The sequence below is a fragment of the Aeromonas sp. 603079 genome, from assembly GCF_049172135.1.
Taxonomy (GTDB): Bacteria; Pseudomonadota; Gammaproteobacteria; order Enterobacterales; family Aeromonadaceae; genus Aeromonas; species Aeromonas veronii.
The window spans coordinates 1-18,683 of record NZ_JAAKPX010000024.1; the positions used below are offsets into that span (position 1 = coordinate 1).

16 protein-coding genes and 1 tRNA gene are annotated in these 18,683 nt (G+C 55.1%); 13 read left to right on the forward strand and 4 right to left on the reverse strand.

Annotated features, from left to right (window positions below):
* Positions 1 to 623 precede the first annotated feature (623 nt).
* From G5287_RS16915 to chbG, 7 genes are all read left to right on the forward strand, one after another.
* Positions 624 to 941 carry a PTS sugar transporter subunit IIB gene (locus tag G5287_RS16915; protein ID WP_421231585.1) on the forward strand — a complete coding sequence of 106 codons (318 nt, stop codon included), beginning with the start codon at positions 624 to 626 and terminating at the stop codon, positions 939 to 941.
* A gap of 14 nt (positions 942 to 955) precedes the next feature.
* Positions 956 to 2,317 (forward strand): PTS N,N'-diacetylchitobiose transporter subunit IIC, encoded by a 1,362-nt coding sequence (gene chbC / locus G5287_RS16920; protein ID WP_421231586.1) that lies wholly within the window; start codon positions 956 to 958, stop codon positions 2,315 to 2,317.
* Between the two features lie 68 nt (positions 2,318 to 2,385).
* Entirely contained in the window at positions 2,386 to 3,768 is a 1,383-nt protein-coding gene (locus tag G5287_RS16925) for a glycoside hydrolase family 1 protein (RefSeq protein ID WP_421231587.1), read from the forward strand.
* A 36-nt stretch (positions 3,769 to 3,804) separates the two neighbouring features.
* Entirely contained in the window at positions 3,805 to 4,158 is a 354-nt protein-coding gene (chbA, locus tag G5287_RS16930; protein WP_005350025.1) for a PTS N,N'-diacetylchitobiose transporter subunit IIA, read from the forward strand.
* Between the two features lie 54 nt (positions 4,159 to 4,212).
* On the forward strand, positions 4,213 to 5,040 hold the full coding sequence (gene chbR, locus G5287_RS16935) for a transcriptional regulator ChbR (RefSeq protein ID WP_069554568.1): 828 nt from the start codon (positions 4,213 to 4,215) through the stop codon (positions 5,038 to 5,040).
* 145 nt (positions 5,041 to 5,185) lie between these two features.
* Positions 5,186 to 6,532, forward strand: coding sequence for a 6-phospho-beta-glucosidase (locus G5287_RS16940; RefSeq protein ID WP_421203070.1), 1,347 nt, complete (start codon positions 5,186 to 5,188; stop codon positions 6,530 to 6,532).
* Between the two features lie 53 nt (positions 6,533 to 6,585).
* A complete protein-coding gene (gene chbG, locus G5287_RS16945) occupies positions 6,586 to 7,350 on the forward strand; it encodes a chitin disaccharide deacetylase (RefSeq protein ID WP_421231588.1) in 765 nt (254 codons plus the stop codon).
* A gap of 82 nt (positions 7,351 to 7,432) precedes the next feature.
* On the opposite strand, the gene G5287_RS16950 is transcribed toward chbG, so the two are convergent.
* A tRNA-Ser gene (locus G5287_RS16950) sits at positions 7,433 to 7,520 on the reverse strand.
* Positions 7,521 to 7,728: 208 nt separating this feature from the next.
* Here G5287_RS16950 and G5287_RS16955 point away from each other — a divergent pair.
* The 3 genes from G5287_RS16955 (at position 7,729) to G5287_RS16965 (ending at position 11,163) form a co-directional block, all read left to right on the forward strand.
* Positions 7,729 to 8,385, forward strand: coding sequence for a Bax inhibitor-1/YccA family protein (locus tag G5287_RS16955; RefSeq protein ID WP_227342215.1), 657 nt, complete (start codon positions 7,729 to 7,731; stop codon positions 8,383 to 8,385).
* Between the two features lie 249 nt (positions 8,386 to 8,634).
* Positions 8,635 to 10,788 carry a YccS family putative transporter gene (gene yccS / locus G5287_RS16960; protein WP_421231589.1) on the forward strand — a complete coding sequence of 718 codons (2,154 nt, stop codon included), beginning with the start codon at positions 8,635 to 8,637 and terminating at the stop codon, positions 10,786 to 10,788.
* Positions 10,789 to 10,812: 24 nt separating this feature from the next.
* Positions 10,813 to 11,163 (forward strand): TusE/DsrC/DsvC family sulfur relay protein, encoded by a 351-nt coding sequence (locus G5287_RS16965; RefSeq protein ID WP_235463163.1) that lies wholly within the window; start codon positions 10,813 to 10,815, stop codon positions 11,161 to 11,163.
* 111 nt (positions 11,164 to 11,274) lie between these two features.
* Here the strand turns inward: G5287_RS16965 and G5287_RS16970 are convergent, their stop codons facing one another.
* The 3 genes from G5287_RS16970 to G5287_RS16980 all read right to left on the reverse strand — a co-directional run bounded on the left by G5287_RS16970 (position 11,275) and on the right by G5287_RS16980 (position 13,673).
* Positions 11,275 to 12,189, reverse strand: coding sequence for a Gfo/Idh/MocA family protein (locus tag G5287_RS16970; protein WP_421231590.1), 915 nt, complete (start codon positions 12,187 to 12,189; stop codon positions 11,275 to 11,277).
* Positions 12,190 to 12,316: 127 nt separating this feature from the next.
* On the reverse strand, positions 12,317 to 12,514 hold the full coding sequence (locus G5287_RS16975) for a hypothetical protein (protein ID WP_421231591.1): 198 nt from the start codon (positions 12,512 to 12,514) through the stop codon (positions 12,317 to 12,319).
* A 208-nt stretch (positions 12,515 to 12,722) separates the two neighbouring features.
* Entirely contained in the window at positions 12,723 to 13,673 is a 951-nt protein-coding gene (locus G5287_RS16980) for a transposase (protein WP_216953146.1), read from the reverse strand.
* A gap of 345 nt (positions 13,674 to 14,018) precedes the next feature.
* Between G5287_RS16980 and G5287_RS16985 the strand changes: the two genes are divergently transcribed.
* From G5287_RS16985 to G5287_RS16995, 3 genes are all read left to right on the forward strand, one after another.
* Positions 14,019 to 15,518: a histidine-type phosphatase gene (locus G5287_RS16985; protein WP_421231592.1), complete on the forward strand. Its 1,500-nt coding sequence runs from the start codon at positions 14,019 to 14,021 to the stop codon at positions 15,516 to 15,518.
* A 657-nt stretch (positions 15,519 to 16,175) separates the two neighbouring features.
* Positions 16,176 to 16,433: a hypothetical protein gene (locus G5287_RS16990; RefSeq protein WP_421231593.1), complete on the forward strand. Its 258-nt coding sequence runs from the start codon at positions 16,176 to 16,178 to the stop codon at positions 16,431 to 16,433.
* Between the two features lie 441 nt (positions 16,434 to 16,874).
* Positions 16,875 to 18,599 (forward strand): NACHT domain-containing protein, encoded by a 1,725-nt coding sequence (locus G5287_RS16995; RefSeq protein WP_421231594.1) that lies wholly within the window; start codon positions 16,875 to 16,877, stop codon positions 18,597 to 18,599.
* The last annotated feature ends 84 nt before the right edge of the window (positions 18,600 to 18,683 follow it).

Genomic DNA, 18,683 nt, shown 5'->3' on the forward strand with positions numbered 1-18,683 from the left:
GTCCGTTTCACACCTTGTCCCATCGGGCTCTCCATTTATTGGGGGGAAAGGTGTAAACCATATTCAGGACGGGACACATAAAGCTAAAAGAGGGAGGTGTGATACCTCCCTCTTCTCATTGTCAACCATCTTGCGCCGTCGATACATCACAACGAGGTCGCCAATCTCTGTTAGGCACAAAAGCGAAGCCAAACAGATTAGTCAATTTGCACACACTTCAATAGCAAGGCCAACCTCCTGACCAAAAAAACAGAAACATCAACCACGTTGCATTACTTAAAAATTGTGACATTTCACCAATTATTTCTTTTTTTAAAAAAAAGAGGCTCACACACCTCACAAGAAATTATAATTAATTGAAATAAAACAACTTATAAATCTATCACATCCCCTGCACCGACTGTTTTACGTGTTCTTATTCTGATATCCGCCATCAAAAGTGTGAACAGTGGCAACACCAAATGTCAATTAGACACTATTGATTTAAGTATTGAAATACCAGGTAAATCCAGTAATTCATTACAATCATGTCAATAGGAGATGATTGATTTGTCTTGCTAGCACGACAGACACGCATCTCGACCGATCTGTTCATTTGGTTTTCAAGCGTTGAGGGAAGGGTTATGGAAAAGAAGCGTATCTACCTGTTTTGCTCTGCGGGCATGTCCACATCACTGCTGGTCTCAAAGATGAGGGCCCAAGCGGAAAAATATGATGTGCCGGTGCTGATCGATGCCTACCCGGAGACCCTGGCTGGCGAGAAGGGACAGGATGCCGACCTGGTGCTGCTGGGGCCACAAATCGCATACATGCTGCCGGAGATCCAGCAACAGCTGCCGGGCAAACCGGTCGAGGTGATTGACACCCTGCTCTACGGCAAGGTCGACGGGCTGGGCGTGCTGAAAGCCGCCGTCGCCTCCATCAAGAAGAGCCTCGCATAGGTAAGGAGATCCCTGTGAGCAACATCATCGCATCGTTGGAGAAGGTCATACTGCCCATTGCCGTCAAGCTGGGCAAACAGCCTCATGTCAACGCCATCAAGAACGGCTTTATCAAGATGATGCCCCTGACACTGGTCGGGGCCATGTTCGTACTGATCAACAACGTGTTCCTGAGCTTTGGCGAAGGCTCCTTCTTCTACTCCATCGGCGTGCGGATCGATCCTGCCACCATCGCCACCCTGGATGGCCTCAAAAGCATCGGTGGCAACGTCTATAACGGCACTCTGGGGATCATGTCCCTGATGGCCCCCTTCTTTATCGGTCTGGCGCTGGCCGAAGAGCGCAAGAGCGATCCCCTGGCATCGGGCCTGCTCTCGGTAGCGGCCTTTATGACCGTCACGCCGTTCAGCGTGGGCGACGCCTATGCGGTGGGCGCCAACTGGCTGGGCGGAGCCAACATCATCTCCGGCATGCTGATCGGTATCGTCGTGGCCGAGATGTTCGCCTTTATCGTCCGTCGCAACTGGGTGATCACCCTGCCTGACAGCGTGCCGGCCTCGGTCTCCCGCTCGTTCTCCGCGCTCATTCCAGGCTTTATCATCCTCTCCATCATGGGGGTCATCTCCTATCTGCTGAACGATGCGGGCACCAACTTCCACCAGCTGATCATGGACAGCATCGCCAAGCCGCTGTCCAATATGAGCGGTCTGGTCGGCTGGGTCTATGTGGTGTTCTCCTCCTTCCTCTGGTTCTTCGGGGTACACGGCATGCTGGCGCTCACCGCGCTGGAATCCGGCATTCTGTTCCCCTTCGCCCTGGAAAACGTCGCCCTCTACAACCAGTACGGCTCGGTTGAAGCGGCGCTGGAGGCAGGCAAGCAGTTCCACTTCTGGGCCAAGCCGATCACCGACTCCTTCGTCTTCCTCGGCGGTACCGGTGCCACCCTTGGCCTTATCCTGGCCATCTTTATGGTCTCACGCCGCGATGACTACCGTCAGGTGGCCAAGCTGGGCCTGCCCTCCGGTCTGTTCCAGATCAACGAGCCCATCCTGTTCGGCTTGCCGGTCATCATGAACCCCATCCTGCTGGTGCCCTTCATCCTGGTGCACCCGGTACTGATGGGGATCACCATGGCGGCCTACTACGCCGGGATCATCCCTCCCATCACCAACATAGCGCCATGGACCATGCCGACCGGCCTGGGTGCCTTCTTCAACACCAACGGCAGCGTGGCCGCCTTCTGTCTGGCGATATTCAACCTAGGTGTCGCGACCATGATGTATATCCCCTTCGTGCTGATTGCCAACAAAGCGCAGAACGTCATCGATGAAGAAGAGGAGAGCGAAGAGGATATCGCTCTGGCTCTAAAGTTCTGATAACAGCCATTCCAATGACAGCAAGGGAGGAGCAAAACTCCTCCCCTAACAGCCTGGAGAAGTAACCCATGCAGTATCGTTTTCCGGATAACTTCTGGTGGGGCAGCGCCAGCTCGGCCCCGCAGATGGAAGGCGCCGCCAACCGCGGCGGCAAATCCACCAATATCTTTGACTACTGGTTCTCCATCGAACCGCAGCGTTTCCACAACGGGGTCGGCCCGACCGACACTTCCACCTTCTATGACAACTTCGAGAGCGACATCAAGCTGCTCAAGCAGCTGGGGCACAACAGTTTTCGCACCTCCATCTCCTGGTCACGGCTGATCCCGGACGGGGTGGGCGAAATCAACCAGGAGGCGGTCAGCTTCTACAACGCCGTCTTTGACCGGCTGCTGGCCGAGGGGATCACCCCGCTTATCAACCTCTACCACTTCGACATGCCGATGTGCATGCAGGAGCGTGGCGGCTGGGAGAGCCGGGAAGTGGTGGCCGCCTATGTGCGCTACGCCACCCGCTGCTTCGACCTGTTTGGCGGTCGCATCAAGCACTGGTTCACCTTCAACGAGCCGATTGTGCCGGTCGAGTGCGGCTACCTTGGCCACTACCACTACCCCTGCGTGGTCGATTTTGGTCGGGCGGCTACCGTCGCCTACCACACCGCTCTGGCCCATGCCGGTGCCGTGCAGGCCTATCGCGCCTGCCAGCATGATGGCGAGATCGGCATCATCCTCAACCTGAGCCCGACCTATCCCCGCTCGCAGGATCCGGCAGATCTCGCCGCCTCCCGCATCGCGGATCTGCTGCTCAACAAAAGCTTCCTCGATCCTGCCCTGAAGGGGAGCTACGCCCCCGAGCTGGTCGCGCTGCTAGAGCAGTACGACTTGCTGCCGCAGATCGAAGAGGGTGACAAGGCGCTGCTCGCCGCCGGCAAGGTGGATATCCTCGGCATCAACTATTACCAGCCGCGCCGGGTCAAGGCCAAAGAGGTGGCGTGGCAGGGTGTACCGCGCACGCCGGAAGATCTGTTCGACTACTACGAGATGCCGGGCCGCAAGATGAACCCCCACCGCGGCTGGGAGATTTACGAAAAAGGGATCTACGACATCCTCACCGACCTGCGAGTCAACTACGGCAACCTGCCCTGCTACATCTCGGAAAACGGCATGGGGGTCGAAGGGGAAGAGCGCTTTATCGGTCCCGAGGGACGGGTGGAGGATGACTACCGCATCCAGTTCATTCGCGAGCACCTCCAGTGGCTGCATCGCGCACTGGAAGAGGGCAGCGCCTGTCGCGGCTATCACCTGTGGACCTTTATCGACAACTGGTCGTGGCTCAACGCCTACAAGAACCGTTACGGCTTCGTCCGCCTCGATCTGGAGAGCCAGCAGCGCACCATCAAGAAGAGCGGCTACTGGTTTGCCGAGGTAGCGCGCAACCATGGTTTTAATTAACGGTTTCAATTAACGCATTTACGCAAGGAACGACACATGTTCGATCTGGACAACATCACTGAAGAGGCCACCACCAGCAACGATCTGGAAGAGGTGGTAATGGGGCTTATCATCAACTCCGGGCAGGCCCGCAGTCTCGCCTATACCGCGCTGAAAAAGGCCAAGGAGGGGGACTTGGCTGCCGCTCACCAGCTGATGGCACAATCCCGCGAGGCGCTCAATGCCGCCCATCTGGTGCAGACCCAGCTGATCGAGGACGATCAGGGGGAAGGCAAGATCCCGGTCACCTTGGTGCTGGTCCATGCCCAGGATCACCTGATGACCTCCATGCTGGCCCGTGAGCTGATCAGCGAACTGATCGAGCTGCACGAAAAGCTGCAGAACCAATAACCTCCGGACGGGGCGAGAGGCCCCGTCATCTGCCCGCAGATCAGGAAGCGACTCATGAGCGTTAAAACAATCCGGGAAACCGAACTGTTTAACAACAAACCGTTCCACATGTTCATCTACAACAAACAGGTGAGCGGAACCGGTTTGCACCAGCATGACTACTACGAGTTCACCCTGGTACTGACCGGTCGTTACTATCAGGAGGTCAACGGCAAGCGGGTGCTGCTGGAGCGGGGGGACGTGGTGTTTATCCCGCTCGGCTCCCGCCATCAGAGCTTCTACGAGTTCGGCACCACCCGCATCTTTAACGTCGGGATCACCCGTACCTATTTTGACGAGCACTTCAAATACCTGTTGCCGGAACACTTCGTCGCCTCACAGGCCTATCCGCTCAAGAGCGAGTTCCTCAGCTACATCGAGTCGGTGCTGGTCTCGCCGGGGTTTAGGGAAGAGGCGCTGACCGAATTTCTCGAAGTGGTGACCTACGCGGTGATGAACCGGCTGCGTCACTACAAGGACACCTCCGCCAGCGATGATCTTCCGCTCTGGCTCCACGAAACCGTGGAGCGGATGCACGATCGCCCCCTCTTTGCCGAGGATGCGCTGGCCAACATGGTCTCCCTCTGTGGCAAGAGCCAGGAGTATCTGACCAGGGCCACCCGGCGTTACTACAACAAGACGCCGATGCAGATCATCAATGAGATCCGGATCAACTACGCCAAGATGCAGTTGGAGGTGACCAACAACTCGGTGGCCGATATCGCCTTCGAGACCGGCTACAACGACGTCAGCCTCTTTATCAAAAACTTCAAGAAGCTCACCTCGTTTACCCCGGGCAGTTACCGCAAATATCTCTATCCGAAATTCGAAAGTTCAGCCTGAGACCAGCGACTTGCTGACCTAAACAACCCGGTTCAAGAGAACCAATCCATTGTGACCAGCCCCTGCCACAGGCGGCTGCGGCCCCTCTCACCATGAAGACAGAGCGGCCACCATCAAACCTAGAAAGATCGATGAAGAGGGATTTATGAGCGAGAAGATCAAGGTAGTCACCATTGGCGGCGGCAGCAGCTACACCCCCGAGCTGGTCGATGGTTTCATCAAGCGCTATGCCGAGCTGCCCATCAGCGAGCTGTGGCTGGTGGATATTCCCGCTGGCGAAGAGAAACTGAACATCATCTTCGACCTGTGCCAACGGATGATCCGCCAGGCAGGCATCCCCATGACCCTGCACAAAACCCTGGATCGCCGCGAGGCACTAGTGGGTGCCAACTTCGTCACCACCCAGCTTCGCGTCGGCCAGCTGCAGGCGCGGGAGAAGGATGAGCGCATCCCGCTCAGTCACGGCATGCTGGGGCAGGAGACCAACGGCGCAGGCGGCCTGTTCAAGGGGCTGCGAACCATACCGGTCATCTTCGACATCATCCGAGACGTCGAAGAGCTTTGCCCGGATGCCTGGCTGATTAACTTCACCAATCCGGCCGGCATGGTGACCGAAGCGGTGCGCCGTCATACCAACTTCCGCCGCTTTATCGGGGTGTGCAACATTCCGGTCGGTATGCAGATGTTCGTGCGCGATGCCCTCAAACTGACCGAGCAGGATCACCTCTCCATGGATCTGTTCGGCCTCAATCATCTGGTTTTTATCGGCGATGTGCTGGTCAACGGTGAATCCCGCTTTGACGAGCTGCTGGAAGGGGTCGCCGATGGCAGCCTGACCCGCGCCAGCTCGGTCAAGAACATCTTCGATTTGCCGTTCGACCCCGGTTTTATCCGCGGCTTGCGCCTGCTCCCCTGCTCCTACCTGCGTTACTACTTCAAGGAGAAAGAGATGCTGGGGATCGAGATGGGCGAGTTCTACAAGGGCGGTGCCCGGGCTCAAGTGGTGCAGCAGGTCGAGAAGAAGCTGTTCGAGCTCTACCAGAACCCCGATCTGTGCGAAAAGCCCAAGGAGCTGGAGCTGCGTGGCGGCGCCTACTACTCCGATGCAGCCTGCGAAGTGATCAGCGCCATCTACAACGACAAGCAGAGCGAGCACTACGTCATCGTGCCCCATCAGGGCCATGTCACCAATATCCCGGCCGACTGGACGGTGGAGATGAGCTGCCTTATCGGGCGTGACGGTGCCATCCCCCACCCGCGCCTCACCCGCTTTGACGACAAAGTGAACGGGCTGGTGCACCTCATCAAGAGCTTCGAGATAGCCGCCGCCAAGGCTGCCATCAGTGGCGACTTCGATGACCTGCTGCTGGCGATGAACCTCAACCCGCTGATCCACTCCGACAACGATGCCCGCATCGTCGCCCGCGAGCTGTTGCTGGCCCACCGCGAACACCTGCCAAACTTCGCCGCCGCCATCGACGCCCTCGCCTGAGGCCAGCACGCCCCGCCCGAACCGGCGGGGCGCTTAACCGCAAGAGGACTGCCATGAGCAAGAGATTGATCATCAACGCCGACGATTTCGGCCTCTGCCGCGCCCAGAACTACGGCATCGTAGAGGCGTTCGAGCACGGGGTCGTCAGCTCCACCAGCGCCATCGTCACCTCCCCCGCTATCGCACACGCCGCCTGGCTGGCCGAACGCTTCCCCGAATTGCCAGTCGGGCTGCACTTTATGCTCAGCTGGGGGAAGCCGCTCACGCCGCTCACCTCGCTGGTGAACGAGCAGGGCGAGCTCAACAAGGGGATCTGGCACAAGAGCGAGGCGGGAGAGCTGGATCTGGCCGAGATATCCGGTGAGCTGGCGAGTCAGTATCAGCGCTTTGTCGCGATTTTCGGCAAGCAGCCGACCCATATCGACAGCCACCACCATGTTCATATGTTGCCGACACTCTACCCGCTGGTGGAGGCTTTCGCCAAGGCGCATGGCCTGCCCCTTCGCATCGACCGGGGCGAAATAGCCCGCCACGGCCTGACCGTCACCCACCCGCAGAGCTGCGATCGGTTCGACGACCGCTTCTACGGCGCGCAGCTGACCCAAGCCAGCCTGCTGCAACTGCTCGATGAGACCAGTGAACTGGGGGCCCATTCGCTCGAGATCATGTGCCACCCTTCCTTTGTCGATCTTGAAATGCAGGGCAGCTCCTACTGCCAGCCCCGCCTCAACGAACTGGCGATCCTGACCGACCCGTCCCTGCCCGCCCTTATCGCCGAGCGCGGTTACCGCCTCGCCAGCTATCGGGAGTGGCAATAGCCGCAGGCCATCAGGTGGACCGGTAAAAACCGCAGATGCAAAAAGCCCAAGCGGGTGACCGCTTGGGCTTTCTCTTTGAATATGGCGGAGGAGGTGGGATTTGAACCCACGGATGGTCGCCCATCGCCGGTTTTCAAGACCGGTGCATTCAGCCGCTCTGCCACCCCTCCGAACGGCGTGCATACTACGCTAAGCCCTTGTTCATATGCAATACATATTTCCTGTGGGATAGTGTGCGGGAGCAAAATGGCAGGTGGCTTGAAATTGTTCCTCGTCATCCCTATTTGTTCTACATACAATGCGTAAACATGCAGTAACAAACAGCGATCACGAGGCGGCTGCTCGCCGTCTCACCCGGACATCAAGAGGACACCCAAGATGGATACCCGTTCTATCTACACTGGCACCCAAAGTGCCGTACGCGATACCAACAAGGTGCTGCGTAACACCTATATGCTGCTCTCCCTCACTCTGGGCTTCTCTGCCGTGGTGGCGGGCATCGCGACCGTAATGAACATGCCGCCGCTGCACTGGGCCATCTTCCTCATCGGCGTATACGGTCTGATGTTCCTGACCGAGAAGAATCGCAACAACGGCATGGGGCTGGTCTTCACCTTCGCCCTGACCGGTCTGCTGGGCTATAGCCTGGGCCCCATCATCAACATGTACATGAACAATGGTGGTGGCGAGATCGTGATGACCGCCCTTGGCGGCACCGCGCTCACCTTCTTCGGTCTGTCGGCCTATGCCCTGACCACCAAGCGTGACCTCTCTTTCATTGGCGGCATGCTGTTCGTCGGTTTCTGGGTACTGCTGGTGGCCATGATTGCCAACATCTTCCTGCAGATGAGCGCCCTGAGCCTGGCACTGTCCGCCATGTTCATGCTCTTCTCCTCCGGCGCCATCCTGCTGACTACCCAGCAGATCGTGCGCGGCGGCGAGACCAACTACATCTCTGCCACCGTGACCCTGTATGTCTCCATCTACAACATCTTCCTGAGCCTGCTGAGCCTGCTTGGCGGCAACCGCAACTAATCAGAAACCCCGCTTCGGCGGGGTTTTTATTGGCGCCGATTTTTGTCAGGATAAGTTGTAAATCAAGGATATGAAGCGAAGTGGCCCTGATTTGGATCAGGGCCACTTCGCGCTTGGCGGGTTACTATCTCGCTCTCGTTTCGATCAAGGGTTTCACCTGTCTCATGCCGATGGATCTCTCTGGCCTGCTGCGCCGACTGCTGATTGATAGTCACATCGATTTTGCTTCGCTCAAGGGTGGTGCCTAGCATGCCCATGGAATTCTCCGGTTTGTTACGCCGACTGCTGACCGATAGTCACATCTACTTCGCCCTCAAGGTGCTGCTGGCCATTCTCGGTCTGCTCGCCTTCACCCTGGCCACCGGCAATATCCAGCTCACCGTGCTGCTCTCCCTCGGGGTCGTGGCGGGTGCCATTGCCGAAACCGACGACAGCCTGTGGGGACGCCTTAAAAACCTCGCCATGACGCTGATTTGCTTCATGTTTGCGTCCCTGTGCGTGCAGTATCTCTACCCCACCCCCTGGCTGTTTGCCATTGGGCTCGCCAGCTCCACCTTTATCTTTGTGATGGTGGGGGCCCTCGGTGCCCGCTACGCCACCATCAGCTTTGGCTCGCTGCTGATCGCCATCTACACCATGCTGGGGGCCGCCAAGGCGCCGGATCTCTTCTACCAGCCGCTGGCACTCGGCGCCGGCGCCCTCTGGTACGGGCTGGTCTCGTTTATCTGGCTCTGGCTGCTGCCCTACAAGACCCTGCACGAGCAACTGGCCCAGAGCTACTTCGCCCTTGGCCGCTACCTGCTGGAAAAGTCCCGCTTCTTCCCGGCGGACGAGCACGGCGCCCAGGCCATTCGCCACAATCTGGCCCAGCTCAACATCAATCTGGTGAGCGCGCTGACCCTCACCAAGTCGGCCCTCAACGCCCGCCTGAGCCGCCGCCATCCGGCGAGCCCCGAGCTGGCCAGCCTGCTGCGCCTCTATCTTCTGGCGCTGGAGATTCACGAGCGCGCCACCTCCAGCCACTATCCCTACAGCCGGTTGGAAGCGGAGCTCAAGCAAGGCATCGTACTGGAAGGATTTCAGGAGGTGTTCCTGCAACTCTCCGAGGCATGCCAGCGGCTCGGTTACGCCATTCTGGTGCACAAGCCCTACGCCCATAACAAGCGCATCCACTGGACGCTGGAGGCCCTAGGCGATCAGCTGGAGTTCACCAATCTCAAGCAGCACTACCCGAAAACCCTGCTGACGCCGATGAAATTCCTGCGCCGCAATCTGGCCAGCATCAACCAGTTGCTGGGCAGCGCCGAAGTGCTGCAAAACCCCGAGCAGCCGGAGCAGGATCTGCCAGCGCTGGCGCGCCCCCTCCGCCTGCCGCTGCTAGCCCAGCTCAAGCAGCACCTCACCTTGCACTCCATGGTGTTTCGCCACGCGCTGCGTTTGTCGCTCGGACTGGTGATCGGCTACGGCATACTGCAAACCTTTGATATGGATAAGGGCTACTGGATTTTGCTGACCGTGCTGTTTGTCTGCCAGCCCAGCTACAGCGCCACCCGCCGCCGACTGGTGCAGCGGATGCTCGGCACCTTCGCCGGCATACTGGTGGGCATTCCGGTGCTCTGGCTGTTTCCCGAGCTGCACGTCCAGCTGGTGGTGATGGGGCTGGCCGCTTTCCTCTTCTTTACCCAGGTGCGCAACAACTACAGCGCCGCGGTCTGCTTTATCACCCTCTACGTGCTGATGGCGTTCAATCTGCTCGATGGCATCGGCTTTGCCATTCTCGGGCCACGGCTGCTCGATACCCTGCTCGGCTGCCTGATCTCTTACGGGCTGGTGGCCTGGCTCTGGCCGGACTGGCAGTACAAGCGGCTGCCGACGCTTATCGCCAATTCGCTCTCGGCCAACGCCCGCTACCTCTCAGCGGTGCTGGCGAGCCTCAAGCAGCAGCGAGACGAGTCCATCGACTATCGGGTGGCGCGCAAGAGCGCCCATCTGGCAGACAGCGAGCTGGCCACCGCCTGGCAGAGCATGCTGGTGGAGCCGCAAAAGCGCCGCCGCTTCCTCGATCTCTGCTTTACCCTCACCTGGCGCAACCATGCCCTGCTCTCCTACATTTCGGCGCTGGGGGCCCATCGCGACAAGCTGGAGGCCATCAGCGGGCTGGATGAGGTGCGCCACCACATCTGCCACACCCTGGAGCAGGCCGCCGGACATCTGGCGGGCAACCCCTCCAGTTCCATCGGTGGTCAGTGCCCGGTGATAAGTCCGGACAGCAGCGAGGAGCAGCTGATGCTGACCCAGCAGCTCAACCTGATCAGCGAGCTGGCGGATCAGCTGCTGCATCTGGCCAACGAGAGTCGGTTGCTCACCGGGGATCAAGGCGCTACCATGCCCGCCCAATCCTGATAGCCCCATTAGCGAGGAGCCCTCATGTCTGCGCCCGAAAAACATCAGCTGGAATTCAACGGCCAACTCATCGAGACCGATGCCAAGGGCTACCTGCTCAACAGCAACGACTGGAGCGAGGAGCTGGCGCTGGTACTGGCTGCGCAGGAGGGGATCACGCTTGAGGAGCCGCACTGGGAAGTGGTGCGCTTTGTGCGCGCCTTCTATCTGGAGTTCAACACCTCCCCCGCCATCCGCGCGCTGGTCAAGGCGATGGAGAAGCAGTACGGCCCCGAGAAGGGCAACAGCCGCTACCTCTACAAGCTGTTCCCGGAAGGGCCCGCCAAGCAGGCGACCAAGATTGGCGGCCTGCCCAAGCCGGTAAAGTGCATCTGATCCCATGCATCTCATCCCATAACAACGGGGGCCGAAACTGCGGCCCCCGTTGTTTTTCATGCGTCTTTCTCACGCACCGCGCATTCATGCCACGCGCACTTCCAGCCAGCCTTATCCCCGCTTGTCAGCCAGCACGACCAGCTGCTCCGCCAGCCGGTGACCATGCAGGTAGGAGGCGATCAGCTCGCTATCCGCCTTGCCGATTTCAACCTGCTGATACCAGTGCTCCAGCATGGCGGCAAAGCCGCGCTGGGCCAGCACCGGCTGCCAGTCGCTGGGGCTAAGCATCTCGGCCTGCTTATCGCGGGCGATGATGCCGCGAGTGCAGTTCTCAAGGTGCAGGGAGAGGTTGTCGCCGTAGGCATCGATGCGCTCCTCGGTGATCCCGGCGCTGCGGTTCATGCTGCCGCTGATGGCACGATCGCCGCTCTGCCAGCTGACGCTTACCCCGGCCAGCAAGCTGTTGTCCTGCGCACAGGGGCGCAATACCGCATGAACGTCGCCGCCCGGCACGGCGCCATAGAAGCAGAGGCTGTCGAGCACATGGATAAAGTCGTCGAACAGAAAATCCCGCGCCTTGCCCGGCAGAGCGAAGCGGTGTTTTTGCCAGTTAAGCTCGGTGAGCGGCTGGGCACGGGCAGCATCCATGGCGGGCAGATAGCGGCGGTTGAAACCGGTAAAGAGGGCGCAGTCTTGCGCGATGGCGAGGTTGGCCAGTCCCTCGGCCTCGGCCAGATTGTCGCACAGGGGCTTGTCGACAAAGGTGGGGATCCCTGCGCGCAGGCACTGCTCGGCCAGCTCGCGGTGAACGGCGGTAGCGGCGTGGATCATCACGGCGTCGGGACGGCTGGCCAGCAGGGCCGCCACATCGGTAAAGCACTCGGCGACCCGATACTGGCGGGCCAGCTTCTCCAGCACCGCCGGATTGCGGGTACAGAGCAGCGGGGTGATCCGCTCGTCGCTCGCCAGCAGCGGCAGATAGGCTTTCTGGGCGATATCCCCCAGACCAATCATGGCAATGCGCATCTCAACTCCTTTTCACTCGATAACGGACAAGCGGATAACTGCCCGCACCATCGCAGGATTTGTCCCGCAGATCCAGCCTGCCGTTAGCGCGTTCGCTGGTGGCGGCCGCTCTGTGCAAACGGCAACGTTATTTGGGCATGGCAAGATCGCAGACCGACTTGATCACCTCGGCCAGCCACTCGATGGCGAGATTGCCCTGACTTTTGCGGTGTCTGCCAACCACCACCTCGAACTGCTGCGGCGCCCCGGCCAGCTCCAGCATGCGAAAATCGCCGAGGGTGGCGATGGCCGACGGAATGCAGGCCGCTACGTCATTGACCGACATAAGAGAATCAAATTGGGACACCCACCTTTTGGAGCAAGCCACTATTAGGCTACTTGCAGGCCCAATAAGGGGTGTGTATCCGAGCTGATGCCTGCAAAAATAGGCTGGTGGGAGAGATTGTCAGGTTTAGAAAGCAACAGCCCCTGCACAGCCATTTATTGGACTATGTGCAATACCCGGAGCTATCAGCAGGGTGGATGCAAAGCTATCACAGCCTTGGTTGATGGCATCGTCGCTGGCCACAGTGGCGGGCAAACTGCTGACATTGATATCTGTCTCCCACCACTCTGATCCCTTGTCGCCTGAACAGCGTCACCTGCTTCAACCAGCGAACAGCATCGAGTCCCAATCGTTCCAGAATGGGTCCAAATTGGGCCGGAATATGACCCCGCTTGTCGGGCCGAATAGCACGACCAGTCCAATCAACCAGCATCAGGTAGTCGCTGAAGGCATAAGGCAGCTCTTCAGGCTTACCCTGGCGGGCAAACGGCAGCAAAAGTGGTGGCAAAACCTCAGTAGTAGCAGGCGCGTCAAGGCGCTGTTTGATACTGGTGTATTCACTCTGCTCTGGCCGATCGGTCAACGCAGCTCGTATCGGATTGAGGTCAACATACGCCATACAGGCCAACAAGGCGGATTCGGTGAGCAAAGCCTGACTCTTGAAGCGCCCCTCCCAGAAATGGCCCTTGCAACCATCTTCCTGATTGGCCTGACGGGCCAGATTTTCATTGAGTAGCCGAATAAACCAACTTATGGAGTGAAGCCGCTCCCGCCATTGGGCCAGCAATTGCTGCACGACAGCCAGCTCAGGCTCGATCAACATCTCCCCCTGATACCAGCGCCTGACCAAATGCGGCCACTGGAATAGCGCCGCCCAGCGCTCAGCCACCTCCCGCTCACTCCAGTTGGCTGCGGTATCGGGCTCCACCTTGAGCACCAGATGATAATGATTGCTCATCACCGCATAAGCACAAATGCCAATTGCAAACAGCCGCGATAGTTGCCCCAACTTGTCGACCACCCACTGACGCCGATGCTCATAACTCTGGCCAGAATGGGCATCGTCACCACACAGAAAGGCTCGCCGCACACAGCGGCTGACCACATGGTAGTAAGGCGTATCCTGCAAGCTGATTTGACGTGAACGGGCAATGGTCATGGCACATCCCTCAACGGTGACCTCTTAAGTCAAGAACAGCCCTACGCCACTGTCAAAAAGGTGGGTGTCCCGAAAAAATGAAGTGCTCTATGTCGATGCCTGATACGGTTCAGGTGTGAACCGAATGCCTTTGTAATGCCTTGTCGATGTTTTTCCTCTTCCCCGAAAGCGCCAGCTCTCGGGGCTTTTTGCATCAACAAGGTGGGGGTTCCGAAAAAGAGATTCTCTCCCTTTGCTTACTGCTTTATCAGAAGTCATCAGCCTGTCATCTGGCTGACATCCCGCGGTCATTTTCAAGCCATAGAGTTTTTCACTTATTTTTCATATGGATAGATAAGGAACATCATGACTTTCCCGCGCTCTTCTTATGTGGCTTTGGCCGTCTCGCTGGTCTTGCTTGGTGGCTGCCAGTCAGAGAACGAATCGTCTGCCGACAGCCAGGACAAAACCGCCTACCAATACAGCACCAAAGCGGTCTACAGCCCGCAGCAGCAGGCGGAGAGCTACGAGCCAGCGCCCCAGGGGTTCAGCCCGGTCTTTACCGAGATGGTGGCGCGCCACGGCTCGCGCTCCCTCTCCAGCCCGAAATATGATGTGCTGACCAAGCTGGTCTGGGAAGAGGCGCAGCGTCAGGGGGCGCTCACCACTCTCGGGCAGGGGCTGGGAGGCAAGGTCGATCTGGTGACGGCCGCCAACCAGAAACTGGGTTACGGCCTGCTCTCGGCGCTGGGCAAGGAGGAGCACGCCAATCTCGCCACCCGGCTGGCGGCGCGGCTGCCGACCCTGCTCAACAGCAGCGAGCCCCACTGCATCAAGGTGGTCACCTCGGGCAAGGACAGGGCCAACGAAAGCGCCTTCTACTTTATGGAGAGCCTCAAGCGCGACGTGAACTATGTCAGCGACTCGGCGCAGTGCTACCTCACGCAAGATGACCCCTCGAAGATCGACAAAAAGCTGGTCAACAAGTTCGAGCTCTACTTCCACAAGACTACGCCCGAAGGGGATTACGCCCGCTACCTGCCCGCCTATGAGAGCTACCTGCGCTTTATCGGCGACGAAGATGCCGGAATCGCCCCGGCCCCCGAGCTGGCCAGGGTGCTGGATCAGCTTAAAAACCTGAGCAAGACCAAAGAGATGGCTCGCAGCATGCTGGAGCGTATCTACAGCAAGGGGTTTGTCGACTATCTGGCGGGCGGCGTCGAGTTTGTCGTTGTCAACCCGGAAGATGGCGGCATGACCTATGTGCGCGACGAGGTGGATGCGGCCCTGATGCTCTACAACCTCTTTATCATCGGCCCCGGCATGATCCGCGAAGCGCAGGCACAGGGCAGCGAACCCTGGGCGCTGGAGCAGTTCCTCACCCCGGAAGAGTCGGCCTGGTTCTCCTACCTCTCCGATGCGGAAGATTTCTACGAAAAGGGGCCGAGCTTTGCCAACCAGAGCGCCCCCTACGCCATTGCCCAGCCGCTGCTCGACGGCCTGTTTGGCGAGGTGCAGCGTCAGGTAGTGGAGGGCGAGCAGAGCCGACGGGCCACCCTGCGCTTTGCCCACGCCGAAGCCATTATCCCCCTCGCCGCCCTGATGAAGCTGGAAGGGAGCCGTCAGGGGGCCAGCCCGGATCAGCTGTTCAGCCAGCAAAACAACGAGTGGCGCGGCGGCTGGGTCTCCCCCTATACCGCCAATATTCAGTGGGATATCTACCAGAACGGGCAGCGGCAGGTGCTGGTCAAGATGCTCTACAACGAAAAGGAGATCGCCTTTAAAACCGGCTGCCAGCCCTACCAGAGCGGCAGCCACTACTACGACTTCGAGGAGCTCAAGCGCTGCTACGGCTATAACGGCTAACCCCTAGCGCGCCGGATATGGCAATCACAAAGGGCGACCAGCAGGTCGCCCCAATCCACTCCCCTTCCCTGCTTGTCAAAGCGGGATATGGCTATAAAGCCGCCTTCCGGCTCCATTTGCTGATCAAGCTCAAAAAACGATTAATTTCTGATAGTTGCCTCATTTATTAACTCGCTTCAGCAGTTTCGTTTGGCTTACCATAGCCATCTAGAACCTGTTGAACTGCGATGGGTTACTGCCAGCGCGGGTCAATTGAGCATATTGGAAGCTGTAATCCACGGGCGGTAGCGTGAGATTCATACAGAAAGGTAGGTGTCTCAGATTTCGCAGGATGGCCACCGATCACCGTCCGGTTAGCTGCAAGGTCACAGAAAATGAGGAGTTTGGTAGAGGTCAAAAAATTAGGCTCTTATGACAAATTCATCATTTAATCTCTCGTCTCGGTAGTTTCGTTTGGCTTACCATAGCCATCCAGAACCTGTTGACTGGTTATGGGTTGCTGCCCATTACCAGTCAAAGGGGCATATTGGAAGCTGTCATCCATGAGCGGTAGCATGGGATTTGATAATGATACACCTCACACAAAAAGGTGGGTGCCCCAAATTTCTTCTATGTTGAAAAATATATAGTTAACATCGTTAATATAGAGAGGGAATTATGCCACTTAGTAATGAATGGGAATACATGCATCTAACACCATCAGGTTGGGTACAAGGAAGTATGAAGCTAGACTTTCAAGGTACTCGAGATATTGCTGTTCCTGAAGATGCTGTTTTGACAGCATACCGGAAAGTGTACGTTGGAGCTATTGGTGCAAAACCAGAGGTTACCGAAGAAACAACACCCCTATCTAAAGACTCAGACTTTATTGAAGAACTACTATTGAAATATGGCAAGCCCCAATTTGGAGTTTGATATTAGATAGAATTAGTTCTCCATGTTTAGCCCCGAAGGCATTACTACTCTAGGCTCTAGGGGCCTTATATTAACACCATTATTAAGATAAAAAGTAGTCTATTCAGACTTCAGCTGTTTAGCCAGAAAAATAACAAATAAGGTTGTGGCTGATTTGATCCAGTTATCCCCTGACTAAAAACACAGCCTTTGGTCTTATTTATAGAACAAGTTAAAGCATTATATTCTTATAATTGTAAGATTCGTTTTAACATTTTAACTTGGCTTATCTCATAGCCATCTAATACCTGTTGACCTCGCTGGTCAATTTCGTAAATTGGAAGCTTTGATCTATTAGCAGCAGCGTGAGATTTTGTGGAGTAACGCCCCAAACAGAAAGGCGTGTGTACGAGTCCTTTATAAAATCACCCTTAATCAAACAAATTAAAAAGAAATTAGAACATGCTAGAAAACATATTAGTAACCGAAACCTTCAAAGCAACTATTTCAGAAGCCATCAGTTTTCTTAAAGCTAAGTCTAGTGCATTCAAAAAACTAGACAAAATAAACACAATTGATATTTATCAAAAAGCAGCAAATGTTGAAAACGTAAAAACTTTTTGGCAAATTGACAAGAGTGTTAATCTTAACGAATTTTATTACCCATCAAAAATCACTGTAGATGGAAACATCATTAGCGTTCACTCCTTAGATATATTCCCTGAAAATTGCAAGGTAGTCATCCAAGGAACTGCCGGACAAGGAAAGTCAATCTTATTGCGATACCTAGCCGGTGCAAGACTAAAAGAAGGAAAAACTATTCCTCTTTTTATTGAGCTAATGAAAATAACAGAGAAAAATAGTATTCAATCTACAATTGTAAGTTCAATTAATGACCTTGGCTTTAATATTGAAGAAAAAGATTTGGACCTTATTTATTCCTCTAATAAATTTACATTATTACTTGATGCTTTCGACGAAATACCAGAAACATGCTTGCGAGAAACATTAAGTTACTTGGACAGCCTGTGTTCAAAATATCGAAACCAACAAATTATAATTAGCTCACGCCCAGGTGCTGATATTCAAAAAATTTCATTCTTTTCAGTATATGACCTAGAGCCTTTACAACCAAGTGACTTCAAACCTATTTTGCTAAAGTTTTTTAATAAAAACGAAGCAACTGTTCATCAGATACTCAAATCCCTACACGAAAACAGCAGTGAAATAGCCAGATTAATTACAACTCCACTGCTACTTACTTTACTAGCTGTCACCTATAAGACCTATACAAAAATACCATCACAGCTACATGAGTTTTATGAAAACATCTTTTACCTTCTGGTTAATAGACATGACTCCACAAAACCTGGATTTAGAAGAGAATATAAGTCAGGCCTAAATGAAAAGCAGCTGGAAGAGTTATTCTGTGCATTTTGTTTTTATTGTACAATAGAAGACAAAACCTCTCTTTCTAGACAAGAAGCTCTAGCTATCAGTAAAAGATCAATTCAATTTACTAGAGTGACGCCAAGTTCAGATTTTTCATTTTTAAATGACTGCATTAAAAACACATGCCTTCTGTTAGAAGAGGGATTTCGATACCATTACATTCATAAAAGTATTAGAGAATATCATGCATCAAGATTCATCAGTTCAAGTCCTATTGAGTTAAAGGAAAAGTTTTATACGATAGCAAAGGAAAACCCATACAGATATAAAGTTGAACTAGATTTCCTCAAAGTTATAGATGATCACTATTTTCAAAAATACTTTTTATTACCTTCATACAACGAGATGCTCTTAGAAGTAAATATTGGGGAGAATTTGCGCAGTGTAAATTTAAAGGATGTGCTATCTGGTGTTACCGTATATTTTAGCGAAAAAGAACATAACTTAATCCACTCTGTTTCTCTTGGACATCTTAAAATTCTAAACTTCATATACATGCGGCAACTTAGAAACAATTTTCTAAGAGATATTATTGACACACTTTACATTTCTGATTTTGATAATAAAGAACATCAGCAATATATGTCTGCTTTAGATGTGATCGATATACTTGGACTCACTAACGACTTTGAATTAGCAGCTAATAACTACATAAAAGAGATTTTTGAATATCGCGCTGAGATAAAAGTGAAATTAGAACAAAAAAACAAATTAATATCTGACCTTTGCTTTTAATTCCCATAGAAAATTATACTTTTCAATCTTGTTAAAAGGCGACCATCCGGTCGCCTTTTTATTTCTATCGCTTTCCAATCAGGA